Consider the following 327-nt stretch of genomic DNA (forward strand, 5'->3'; position numbering starts at 1 on the left):
TTATAGATTCCCCACCTTGTGCAAGAAGCATAAGAGTTTTTCCTGTATGGTAAACGGTCGAAAATGAATTGTTTTATGTTTGTTGTTTTTTAAGACTTTATAACATTCATAAAAAGCCCAACGATTTGGGCTTTTTATTGTGCGTAAAAATTTAATGGATCTCATCATCTTTCAGATATCCCCCCTTGTCTATATCTGGCATTAAAAGAATTGAGATAAGTGCAATAATCATCATACCAATTATGTAAAAAAAGAAAACAGATTCGTATCCCATATTTTTTAATCCAAGCGCTACATATTCCGCAGAGCCACCAAACAGTGCATTTC

This window comes from Bartonella sp. AP58NXGY, from assembly GCF_042195785.1.
GTDB lineage: Bacteria > Pseudomonadota > Alphaproteobacteria > Rhizobiales > Rhizobiaceae > Bartonella.